Genomic DNA, 11,764 nt, shown 5'->3' on the forward strand with positions numbered 1-11,764 from the left:
CGGCTTTGCCGGGCGTTTTCATTACAGGCCGCCAGATTTGAAGGCGCGGGCTGCGGGCGTACCGTTGCTGGCAGGGAGCTTCTTGCCCAGGGTTTCCATGCGCATCTGGAATGGTGGGAACGGCATTTCAATACCGTGTTGTTCAAATCCGAGCAGAATCAGCTGGTGCAGTTCATGACGCAGCGGCATACGGTGCCCCATCTCTGCAGCATGTACCCTGATCTCAAACAACTGAATCCCCTGCTGCAAATCGACGAGGAAGGCTTCCGGCTGTGGCGTATCAAGCACATAACTGCAGCGCTCAGCCGCCTGAACCAGAATGGTGGTTACCTGTTCACTGCTGACTTTGGCCGGGGCCGGGATGGTGAGCACCACACGCGTTACGGAATCGGACAGCGACCAGTTAATAAACTGCTCGGTGATAAAGGCCTTGTTTGGCACGATGATCTCTTTGCGGTCCCAGTCGGTAATGGTGGTAGCACGCGTATTAATACGAGTGATGCTGCCGGTCAGGTCGCGGATCGTCACAGTATCGCCGATACGAATGGGCTTTTCGAACAGGATAATCAGACCGGAGATAAAGTTGGCAAAAATCTCCTGCAAACCAAACCCGAGTCCCACACCCAGTGCGGCAACCAGCCACTGTAGCTTCGACCATTCAATACCAATCATGGAGAAACCAATCAGCCCGCCAATCAACAGCAGCAGATATTTGGTCAGTGTGGTAATGGCGTAACCGGTACCCGGCGTCAGATTAAGATGCTGCAACAGTGCCAGCTCAAGCAGCGCGGGCATATTGCGCACCAGCTGAGTGGTGATGATAAACACCAGAATAGCAATCAGTACTGAACCAAGGGTGATGGGCTGAATCGACTCCACGCCCTGTACGGACGTACTGACATCCCACAGCTGAATATTCTCCAGGAAGCCGAAAGCCGAGTGAATTTCTGACCACAGCACGATCACCGAGACCAGGGCAATCAGCGTCAGGATAGAACGCACCAGCCGCAGCGACTGCGCACTGATCGCATCGAGATCAATCACCGGTTCTTCGATTTCAATCGCGTCGGTATTCAGCGCGCTTTGCTCTTTCTCTTCTTCACTACGCGCCCGGTTAGCCAGCATATCGGCACGGCGCTGACGGGCGCGGTCAAAACCAAGACGGCGACGCTGAATCAGCATCCAGCGCCGGATAATGTGATAGATAACCAGCAGCAGGAACCAGATGGCGACTGAGGTTTCCAGTCGCGCCAGCAACGCCTGCGCGGTCGCCAGATATCCCACTGCGGAGGCGAGGGCAGCCATCAGCGGCATGGCGATCATCAGGTTCCACAGCATCCGGTTCACCATATTCTCGCCATTCCCCTCTTTATCGAGATAGAGCGGAATACCGGATCGCTTCAGGCTTACCGTAACAATGCTGATTGCTCCGCAGATCAGGATGAAACAGAGGCGACCCAGCGACGAGGAGAACTGCCGATCTTCCAGGTTGCCAAAGGCGATCAGCAGCATAATCAGCGGCACAATCAGGCCGATGCTCAGCGAGTAGTAGCGCATGGCGCGCGCTACCCGGTTCTGCGGCCAGCGGAAATGCACAATGAACAGACCATTCGGGCGGGCAAAGGCGGCACTGATCATAAATGCCCACAGCAGCGGCAGCGTGGCGGTAATGCCATCGCCAATCGCCACGGCGATAGGGTAGGGCCAGGCGTTCTGCAAGCCGTAACCCAGTGCGCCCCATAACACCGGCAGCGGCAGCGCCACCAGAATCGACCAGAACACGGTACGAATAGTCAGGCGGAAACGATCCTGGGTGACCTTGCCGACTTTGCTGGCAGAACGTTCAAGAAAGGCATTGAAGTGGCGGCGCGAACTGATGCTGAAACCGACCAGCAGCAGGGCACCAATAATCGGCAGCACCGAGTTGCGGCTGGTAAACATCATCGCCATGGCTTTGCCAAGCTGGCCCAGCGTATCCAGCGACAGCAGGCGGGAAAGATCTTTAGCCAGATCCAGCGGATAACTCAGACCGATCGGACTGACGTCAGCGGTCCAGAACAGATAGCGGTGCGTCGCGTCTTTGACTTCCGTCAGCGCATCCTGCAGCTGGGTGTTGCCGACCTTGAGCTTAGTGATCTCCAGGATCAGGGTGTCACAGCCGGAGATCAGGGAGTTGAGCAGTTCACGCTGGGTGCGTAGCTGCGCATCAAGAATACGCTTCTGTTCTGCAGTGAAGGGCTGACCATCTGCCTGCCGTCCTTTGCGCAGCGTCTCCTGACGCTCCAGCAGATCTTCGTAATAGAGACGCTGTACGCGAAGCTGTGCCATCTCATTATCAATCTGCTGAGACTTAGGCATCTCTGGCAGACGCGCGACCTGCGCCCGAAGCGCTTCGCCCAACAGATTAGAGGCGCCCAGCCACTGCGACTGTTCTCTCAACGTAGAGAGCGCCTGACGGACCTGAATAATCTGGTTGGTGGCCAGCCGCTGCTGCGATGCCACCAGATCCATACGCTGCGCCTGCTGATTCAGCGCAACAGAGAGTTCGCGGTTAACCCGAAACTGATCGCTAATCGCCGGCGGCAGATCGCCGCTATTTTCCGCCAGTTGCTCGGTGCGGGCGAGAGCGACTTCCGCTTCACGTTGCCGCTGATCATTGAGCTGGTTGCGCAGTGCCTGCAGATAGTTATCAAGCTGCGTCGCTTTACGCTGGTGAACTTCAGCCCGCATCCGCGCCAGTTCCTGACGGTTATTGGCGGAGAGCTGGGCCAGCTCAAGTTCATCAACGAGCGCTTTATTTGCGGCGCTTTCCGCCTGGCGAGCGGCCAGTTGCAGCTGGCCCTGTGGTGAACTGGTGCTGACGCCCTGCAGCCGGCGTTCACTCTCCGTCATCGCCCGGCGCGCTTCAGTCTGCTGCTGCGGCAATTGCGACAACGAATCGCTGATTTCCCGCGCCCGATCCTGCTCCTGGCGTGCCTGACGACCCTCTTCCAGCAACTGGCTGCTGACCTGCAGAATCTCCTGATCCAGCTCGGCGCTGCTCATGTTGCTGCGTACGGTTTTTCCGCTGTCGCTTAGTGTGGCGATCTGCTGACGCAGTTCGCGCGCCAGACGCGGAAAGTCATCAATCACCTGCTGATATTGCGCCGCGCGCTCCAGCGAGTCATCGCGTTCGGAGAGGAAGTTTAAGGCAGCTTCAATCGTCTGGATCTGTTCCGCCTGGGATGGAGAACTTTTGGCCGATTTTATCTCTTCCAGCTGCTGTTTGAGCTGGCTGGCATCAGGAAGGCTGGCCGCGAAGGCCGGGCTGCTGAGCCACAGGCTCAGCAGCAGGAGGAGAATCGAACGCACAGAGGACACTCAATTTAGTCGATGATGACGTCGGAAATGTCTGTCGCAACCGGCAGCACAATCGCCAGCGGTTGACCCAGACGGGTTTTGCTTTCTGCTTCCAGACTTTCAGCCAGTTTGACGCGACCAGGCGCGAACAGGTTGATGACCGTCGAACCGAGTTTAAAGCGACCCATTTCCTGTCCTTTCAGCAGTACTACCGCACCTTCATCATCCGCTGCCGGATAGTGCCAGCGTTTGATCACACCTTCACGCGGTGGGGTGATGGTGCCCGCCCAGACGGTTTCAATGCTGCCGACAATCGTCGCCCCCACCAGAATCTGCACCATCGGTCCGATATCCGTTTCGAAATAGCAGATGACGCGCTCGTTACGGGCAAACAGATTGGGAATATTACGCGCGGTCAGCGGGTTGACTGAATAGAGATCGCCAGGCACATAAATCATCTCACGCAGGATACCGTTGCACGGCATATGCACGCGGTGATAATCGCGCGGAGCCAGATAGGTGGTGACGAACTCACCATCCACAAATTGAGCGGCCATCCGCTCATCTCCCGCCAGCAGAGCATCGATGGTGTAGTGATGACCTTTAGCCTGGAAAATCTGATCGCCATGAATATGGCCGAGCTGGCTGATAGCACCATCTGCGGGCAGGGCGATCAGGCTGGCATCGGCATCCACCGGACGCGCATCGTCTTTCAGCGGACGGACGAAAAAGTCATTAAACGTCCGATAACTGGCGGTATCGGGCTTGCGCGCCTCCGCCATGTCGACTTTGTAAAACCAGACAAAGATGTCAATGACCAGTTTGGTCAACCAACCACCGCGGCGACTGGCGCCCCAACCGGCAAGTTCAGTCAGCCATTTCTTCGGGAGAATATGATTCAAGCCGAGTTTTAAACGATCAAACACCTTAGCCTCCTGGCTATTTCAGGACATGGTAAAAAGGGGGCGGATTGTAGCAGTGCCCCGTTCAGATGGCGACTATACCTGATTTCCGGCACGCTGCACGGTCCGGACGCATGATCGGAATCTGCTTCGCAAAATGCAGCGGCTTATCCGCTCAGACGCGGTTATACCGATTAACTTTCACCCTCAGGGAAATTTTTACGCGTTTTTACCTGTGCCATGCTCTCCAGAATACGGTGGTAGTTATCGAAACGGGATCGGTTGATTTTTCCCTGTTCGACCGCTTCACGAATCGCACAGCCGGGATCGCTGCCATGTTTACAGTCACGGAATTTGCAAGAGCCCAGGAAAGGGCGGAATTCAACAAATCCTCGGGTAACCTGTTCCGGTTCCAGATGCCATAAACCAAACTCACGCACACCAGGAGAATCAATCACGTCGCCGCCGTGCGGGAAATGATACAGGCGCGATGCGGTTGTAGTGTGCTGGCCTAAGCCTGAGCCATCCGACACTTCTTTAGTGAGAATCGCGACCTGCTCTTCTTTATCGAAGCCGAGCAGGGCGTTCAGCAGGCTCGATTTGCCGACGCCAGACTGACCGGCAAAGATACTCACGCGGTCGGTTAAGGCCGCTTTCAGATCGTCCAGGCCATTTTTCGCCCGGCTGGAGACCATCACCACGCGATAGCCAATATCACGATAGATATCCATCTGCTGATCGACTAAGACGCGCGCTTCGTCATCCAGCAAATCGGTTTTATTCAGGACCAGTAAGGGTTCAATGTCCAGCGTTTCGCTGGCCACCAGATAGCGATCGATGATGTTCAGTGACAGTTCCGGCAGGATTGCAGAGACGATGATGATCTGGTCGATATTCGCCGCCATCGGCTTCACGCCGTCATAAAAATCGGGGCGGGTTAATACGCTGGTGCGTTCGTGCACCGCTTCAACTATGCCTTTGCCGCCGCTGGTCGCCGGACGCCACAGCACGCGATCGCCTGTGACCAGCGAACGGATAGTCCGGCGGATATTGCAGCGGTGGGCGACGCCTGCACTATCTTCAACATCAGCATGCATGCCAAAACGACTGACAACGACCCCATCTGCAGCTTCACCAAACAGGTTGTCATCCGCTTCCGGACGCTCTTTGCGCTGGTTGAGACGGCGATCGTGGTTAGCGCTTACGCGGCGTTGTTGGCCCTTCGACAGTTTATTTTTACTCACTCACCCTCACAGCGTTAGCCAGATTTCGCCCGGCTGGGCAAAACGTCTATGATACACCTTATTCATCGTGAATGACGACTACCGCAACCGCAGGAAACAGCATGGCTACTGGAAATGAACAGAATCTGATCTGGATTGATCTTGAGATGACCGGACTGGATCCGACGCACGATCGTATTATTGAGATTGCGACCCTGGTGACGGACGCCAACCTGAACATTCTGGCGGAAGGGCCGGTCATGGCCGTCCATCAGTCCGATGCGCAGCTGGCGCTGATGGATGAGTGGAATGTCCGCACCCACACCAACAGTGGTCTGGTTGCGCGAGTGAAGGAAAGTCAGATTGACGATCGCGCAGCCGAACTGGCGACCATTGAATTCCTGAAACAGTGGGTGCCGGCTAACACGTCGCCAATCTGTGGCAACAGTATCGGGCAGGATCGCCGCTTCCTGTTTAAGTATATGCCTGAGCTGGAAGCGTACTTCCACTATCGTTATCTGGATGTCAGTACCCTGAAAGAGCTGGCTCGCCGCTGGAAACCGGAGATCCTGCCTGGCTTCAAAAAAGGCGGAACGCACCAGGCACTGGATGATATCCGCGAGTCGGTGGCGGAGCTGGCCTACTACCGCGAACACTTTTTGCAGCTTTAATCGACGACGGGTGCGCATGAAATCACCAGGTTGCTGATTTAATCAGCAAACGCGCTGAAAGCGAAAAATTTTGCTTTCAGACGCTTGCAGCAGCAACGATTTCTCGTATAATGCGCACCCCGTACCGGTGAAGAATTTAGTATCGGTACAAAGCGCGGGAATAGCTCAGTTGGTAGAGCACGACCTTGCCAAGGTCGGGGTCGCGAGTTCGAGTCTCGTTTCCCGCTCCAGATTTTTAAAATGTAAGCAGTAACCTCTTTGCGGGAATAGCTCAGTTGGTAGAGCACGACCTTGCCAAGGTCGGGGTCGCGAGTTCGAGTCTCGTTTCCCGCTCCAGTTTTATAAAGCAGTACCCTTCTATGCGGGAATAGCTCAGTTGGTAGAGCACGACCTTGCCAAGGTCGGGGTCGCGAGTTCGAGTCTCGTTTCCCGCTCCAGATTTTACATCACCCCCTGTTTCAGTTCGTTATATGGCTGTTTTTGGTCGCGTGATTTTAGTTGTCTCCTGAAGGTTATCCACAGCACCACCCCCCATCTTTCATGCCTGTCAGGGCGATCTGTAAATATCTTCTGAACAGAGTTATCCACAGCTTTGTGATTTAACCGCAGCGGTAGTCTCATTATTAAATAAACACAAATTTTTCATAAGTGGTTGATATTTATGTTTATGAAGATATTTCAATTTGTTATTCCACAGTGAAATCAGCGTTGTTGCAGTTGAATGACAACGGCTTTTTATTTTTATTCACAGCATGTGGAAAACGATATCCAGCGGCTCGCTGTTCAATCATGCATCACGCGGTAAACCCTTCTCAACTGCACGAACCAGCCGTTTCTGCTGGGCGGGCTGCACTTCAACTACCAGCTGCTCACGTTTCTGCTGCTGTTGTATCACTGCCCACTGAATATGTTCATCCAGCAGTTCACTCTCACCAAGTCGTTGTTCCAGCACCTGAATGATGTGGGGCGACCAGGGTGCATTACCCAGCGCCACGGCAATATTGCGCAGCCAGCGTAAATGGCCAATACGGCGAATGGCTGAGCCTTCTGTAATGCGTAAAAATTTCGCTTCATCCCACTGAAACAAATCGAGCAGCTCCGGTGCATGTAAAGCCGCGCGCGGTGAAAAGTCGCTTTCGTCACTGAGTTGTCCATAGCGATTCCACGGACAGATCAGCTGGCAGTCATCGCAGCCATAAATCCGGTTACCCATCAGCGGACGAAATTCTTCCGGGATAGCCCCTTCCAGCTCAATGGTGAGATAGGAGATACAGCGCCGGGCATCCACGACGTAAGGCTCAACGATTGCGCTGGTGGGGCAGATGGTCATGCAGGCAACGCAGCGGCCACACTGCTCCTGCTGCGGAGTGTCGACCGGCAGCGGAATGTCGATCAACAGCTCGCCGAGGAAAAACCACGAGCCGGCTTCCCGATTCAGTATCAGCGAATGTTTGCCGGTCCAGCCGAGTCCGGCTTTGGCCGCCAGCGGGCGCTCCAGCAGCGGTGCCGAATCCACAAACGGCCGGAAATTCAGCTCGCCACAGTGCTGCTGGATCATTTCTCCGAGCTTTTTCAGTCGATTGCGCAATACTTTGTGGTAATCACGACCGAGTGCATAACGGCTGACATAGCCCAGTCGGGGATTTTTCAGCGTGGTGGCAAAGGCAGCTTTGGCCGGAAGGTAGTTCATACGAACGCTGATGACGCGCAGCGTGCCGGGCAGCAACTCATGAGGACGCGCCCGCATCATGCCGTGTCGCGCCATCCATGCCATCTCACCATGATACTGCTTATCGAGCCATTCCTGCAGGCGCGGCTCTTCTGCACTGAGATCGGTATCGGTGATGCCGACCTGCTGAAAGCCGAGATCCAATCCCCACTGTTTAATCTGTTGTGCGAGTTCATGAAGATCGAGAGGGTATGACATGAGTGACCAGGATTCGAAGAAAAACAGCCGCAGTTTACCATATTCTGTCTGGCCTGCGCAGGCTGTGGCACAGCTTGAGCAACAGGGAGCCGATGCGCTCGGGATTACTCTGTATGAGCTGATGCAGCGTGCCGGGCAGGCCGCTTACGAGCATCTGACAGCGCACTGGCCAGAGGCCAGCCACTGGCTGATCCTGTGCGGTCATGGCAATAACGGCGGTGATGGCTATGTGCTGGCGCGTCTGGGGCAGGCGGCGGGCAAAACCATCACGTTGCTGGCGTGCGAAAGTGAAAAAGCGCTGCCGGAAGAGGCACAGCGTGCGCGGGACGCATGGCTGGATGCGGGCGGTGAAATTCATGCGGCCGATGCGGCCTGGCCAGATCAGGTTGATATGATTGTCGATGCCCTGCTGGGAACGGGCAGCAATCGTGCGCCCGAAGAACCTTATGCCACACTGATCCAGCAGGCGAACGCCCATGCGGCACCGATAGTCGCCATTGATATGCCTTCTGGCTTATCCGCGCGCAACGGCACTGCGCCCGGCGAGGTGATGAATGCCAGTCATACGCTGAGTATGGTCGCACTGAAACCGGGCCAGATCACCGGCAAGGCGCGAGACTACATCGGAAAGCTCTGGTATGCCGATCTTGGTCTGGCTGCTTTTCTGGCCGGAGAAGAGGCACCTATCGCCCGTTATGATGCCAGCGCATTAACCCGCTGGCTTAAGCCACGTAAACCGACCTCGCACAAGGGCAGTCACGGCCGGCTGCTGGTCGTGGGAGGCGATGCGGGCACCGCGGGTGCCGTTCGAATGACGGCAGAAGCCGCGTTACGCAGCGGCAGTGGGTTGGTGCGAGTACTCACTCACAAAGATAATATTATTCCTATTCTGACCGCACGGCCTGAAATTATGGTCGATGAACTGACTGATGAACGCCTGACGGAGGCGCTGGAGTGGGCTGATGTCATCGCGATTGGACCCGGTCTGGGTCAGCGCGAATGGGGAAAGCAGGCATTGAAGCGGGTAGCAGGCAGTGAAAAGCCGATGCTTTGGGACGCGGATGCACTTAACCTGCTGGCAATCAGTCCTGAGAAACGTCAGAATCGCATTATTACGCCGCATCCTGGCGAAGCGGCGCGTTTGCTGAATATCGAGACCAGTGAAATTGAGAGTGACCGCTTACATGCAGCGCAGACATTGGCGCAGCGTTATGGTGGCGTAGTGGTACTGAAAGGTGCCGGCACGCTGATTGCCAGCGAGCAGGGCGAAATGGCCTTTGCGGATGTAGGCAATGCCGGTATGGCGTCCGGCGGTATGGGCGATCTCCTGAGTGGAATTATCGCCTCGCTGGTGGGTCAGAAACTGACGCTGTTCGATGCGGCCTGCGCGGGCTGCGTTGCACATGGTGCAGCGGCCGATGCGGTTGCGGCAGAACGCGGTACTCGCGGTATGCTGGCCACTGATTTACTGGATCTGCTGTGGCAGTTTGTTAATCCTGAGATGAATAAAGAAGCATGAAGACCTGTGTTATTTCTTTGCCCGATGAGGCGGCTACGCTCAGTTTGGGCGCTCAGCTGGCGCGCGCCTGTGGCAGCGCGGCAGTGATTTATCTCTATGGCGATCTGGGGGCGGGTAAAACCACCTTCAGCCGCGGCTTTCTGCAGGCGCTGGGCCATCAGGGCAATGTCAAAAGTCCTACTTACACCCTCGTTGAACCTTACACGCTGGATGACCGTACGCTCTACCACTTCGATCTCTATCGCCTTGCCGATCCCGAAGAGCTTGAGTTTATGGGCATCCGCGACTACTTCAGCGGTGATGCTATCTGTCTGGTGGAATGGCCTCAGCAGGGTGCCGGTTTTCTGCCACAGCCCGATCTCACCTTAACGCTACGTTATGCGGGTGAGGCGCGTGAAGCAGAACTGACGGCACAATCCGCGTCCGGCCAGCAGTGGCTTGAACACGTTGGTCAAAGCAGGGATGAGGCATGATGTCACGGATGAAAATAGCACTGGTATCACTGCTGCTGCTGGTCTGTACGCCCCTGTTTGCTGCCACGCTGTCTGATATCAAAGTGGCCAATGGCGATAGTCAGGCTACCGTTACGCTGAACTTTGCCGGACAGCCGGTCTATGCCTTTTTCTCTCTGCACAACCCGAATCGTGTAGTGCTGGATGTGCGCCAGAGCGGCGTGGTTCAGGGGCTGCCGTTAAATTTCAGCGGTGAAAACATCGTAAAGCGAATTCGCACCAGCACCCCTAAAGATAAACAGAGCGTGCGGCTGGTGTTTGAGCTGACGCAGGCGGGTAAAACCCGGGCGGTCACCCAACGCAATGGCAACAGCTACAGCGTAGTCTTCACCATTACCGGTAAGCCACCTGCTGTTACGCGCAGTGTGCCTGCGCCCGTCACAGCACCGACGCGCGTACCCACCCAGAGTGCCGCAGCGGCTAACCCCTTTAATTCGAATCCGGTGACGTCCGTGACCAGCACAGCCAGCACCGTGAGTCCTGGCCGGGCCGTTAGCCAGAACGATACCGTGATTGTGGCGATTGATGCCGGACATGGCGGTCAGGATCCCGGCGCCATCGGGCAGCGCGGACTGAAAGAGAAGAACGTCACGATCGCGATTGCACGTAAACTGCGGGTGTTGCTGAATAACGATCCGATGTTTAAAGGCGTCCTGACGCGTGATGGCGACTATTTTATCTCGGTTATGGGCCGCTCCGACGTGGCGCGTAAAGCCAACGCCAACGTGCTGGTTTCAATTCATGCTGACGCCGCGCCGAGCCATGCGGCGACCGGTGCATCGGTCTGGGTATTATCAAACCGCCGGGCCAATAACGAGATGGCTAACTGGCTGGAGCAGAAAGAGAAACAGTCTGAGCTGCTGGGCGGCGCAGGTGACCTGCTGGCTAACAGTCAGGCCGACCCCTACCTCAGCCAGGCGGTACTTGACCTGCAATTCGGCCACTCGCAGCGGGTCGGTTATGACATCGCCCAGAAAGTGTTGCAGCAGATGCGTAGCGTGACGTCGCTGCATAAACGTCTGCCTGAGCATGCCAGTCTTGGCGTGCTGCGTTCACCCGATATTCCTTCTTTGCTGGTGGAAACCGGCTTTATCAGTAATTCCTCGGAGGAGCGACTGCTTGGCAGTAGCGCACACCAGGATAAGATTGCGCAGTCGATCTATAAGGGTCTGCGCACTTATTTCCTGGCGCACCCGCTGCAATCCATCCCAAAGGAGGAAAACCGGCCGCTGGGCTCGTCGCCAGCGGTTAGCGTCGCCAGCAACCCGGCGACAGGTGTGACACAATATACCGGAGCAACGCAGCGCCATACGGTAACGCGTGGTGAGACACTTTCCGGTATTGCCGCGCAGTATGGCGTCAGCATGAACACCCTGCGTGAGATGAACACCCTGAAGCGGGATGTGGTGTGGGTCGGACAGCGGCTCAAAGTGCCGGCCAGTGCAGTCGCCAGTCGCACCACGCGCGCTACGCCGCGCGGCGTTGTGCGCCACAAAGTTGTGGTGGGCGATTCATTAACCGGCATTGCCGCACACTACGGCGTCAGTCCAAAAGCGATAATGCAGACCAATAATCTGAAGTCGACCAACGTCATGTTGGGGCAGAACCTGAAAATTCCTGCATCCTGATTGTTTGCCCGGCCCCTGCGCCGGGCTACCAGCTAAAAGGAAA

General features: G+C 56.1%; 8 protein-coding genes and 3 tRNA genes. 7 read left to right on the forward strand and 4 right to left on the reverse strand.

Annotated elements, in window-relative coordinates; genetic code table 11:
* Positions 1-21 precede the first annotated feature (21 nt).
* The 3 genes from mscM to rsgA all read right to left on the reverse strand — a co-directional run bounded on the left by mscM (position 22) and on the right by rsgA (position 5,485).
* A complete protein-coding gene (mscM, locus tag K6R05_RS02550; protein WP_161734941.1) occupies positions 22-3,351 on the reverse strand; it encodes a miniconductance mechanosensitive channel MscM in 3,330 nt (1,109 codons plus the stop codon).
* A gap of 14 nt (positions 3,352-3,365) precedes the next feature.
* Positions 3,366-4,265 carry an archaetidylserine decarboxylase gene (asd, locus tag K6R05_RS02555; protein ID WP_161734938.1) on the reverse strand — a complete coding sequence of 300 codons (900 nt, stop codon included), beginning with the start codon at positions 4,263-4,265 and terminating at the stop codon, positions 3,366-3,368.
* A gap of 170 nt (positions 4,266-4,435) precedes the next feature.
* Positions 4,436-5,485, reverse strand: coding sequence for a small ribosomal subunit biogenesis GTPase RsgA (gene rsgA, locus K6R05_RS02560; RefSeq protein ID WP_161734935.1), 1,050 nt, complete (start codon positions 5,483-5,485; stop codon positions 4,436-4,438).
* Between the two features lie 101 nt (positions 5,486-5,586).
* Here rsgA and orn point away from each other — a divergent pair, with 101 nt between their 5' ends.
* From orn to K6R05_RS02580, 4 genes are all read left to right on the forward strand, one after another.
* Positions 5,587-6,135, forward strand: a complete 549-nt coding sequence (orn, locus tag K6R05_RS02565; RefSeq protein WP_003855299.1) for an oligoribonuclease — start codon at positions 5,587-5,589, stop codon at positions 6,133-6,135.
* Between the two features lie 154 nt (positions 6,136-6,289).
* A tRNA-Gly gene (locus tag K6R05_RS02570) sits at positions 6,290-6,365 on the forward strand.
* Positions 6,366-6,395: 30 nt separating this feature from the next.
* Positions 6,396-6,471 (forward strand) — tRNA-Gly (locus K6R05_RS02575).
* Positions 6,472-6,496: 25 nt separating this feature from the next.
* Positions 6,497-6,572 (forward strand) — tRNA-Gly (locus K6R05_RS02580).
* Between the two features lie 350 nt (positions 6,573-6,922).
* Here K6R05_RS02580 and queG read toward each other — a convergent pair.
* Entirely contained in the window at positions 6,923-8,062 is a 1,140-nt protein-coding gene (gene queG / locus K6R05_RS02585) for a tRNA epoxyqueuosine(34) reductase QueG (protein ID WP_222924938.1), read from the reverse strand.
* Here queG and nnr point away from each other — a divergent pair.
* The 3 genes from nnr to amiB are packed head-to-tail and all read left to right on the forward strand — an operon-like array spanning position 8,061 to position 11,721.
* The gene (nnr, locus tag K6R05_RS02590; protein WP_161734929.1) at positions 8,061-9,581 is read left to right on the forward strand and encodes a bifunctional ADP-dependent NAD(P)H-hydrate dehydratase/NAD(P)H-hydrate epimerase; all 1,521 of its coding nucleotides are present in this window, start codon (positions 8,061-8,063) and stop codon (positions 9,579-9,581) included. The two genes, queG and nnr, sit on opposite strands and share 2 nt — an antisense overlap.
* The gene (tsaE, locus tag K6R05_RS02595; RefSeq protein ID WP_222924939.1) at positions 9,578-10,054 is read left to right on the forward strand and encodes a tRNA (adenosine(37)-N6)-threonylcarbamoyltransferase complex ATPase subunit type 1 TsaE; all 477 of its coding nucleotides are present in this window, start codon (positions 9,578-9,580) and stop codon (positions 10,052-10,054) included. Before nnr ends, tsaE begins: the two co-directional genes overlap by 4 nt.
* Positions 10,051-11,721, forward strand: a complete 1,671-nt coding sequence (gene amiB / locus K6R05_RS02600; RefSeq protein ID WP_222924940.1) for an N-acetylmuramoyl-L-alanine amidase AmiB — start codon at positions 10,051-10,053, stop codon at positions 11,719-11,721. Before tsaE ends, amiB begins: the two co-directional genes overlap by 4 nt.
* Positions 11,722-11,764 lie beyond the last annotated feature (43 nt).

The sequence above is a fragment of the Pantoea alfalfae genome, assembly GCF_019880205.1.
Classification (GTDB): Bacteria; Pseudomonadota; Gammaproteobacteria; order Enterobacterales; family Enterobacteriaceae; genus Pantoea; species Pantoea alfalfae.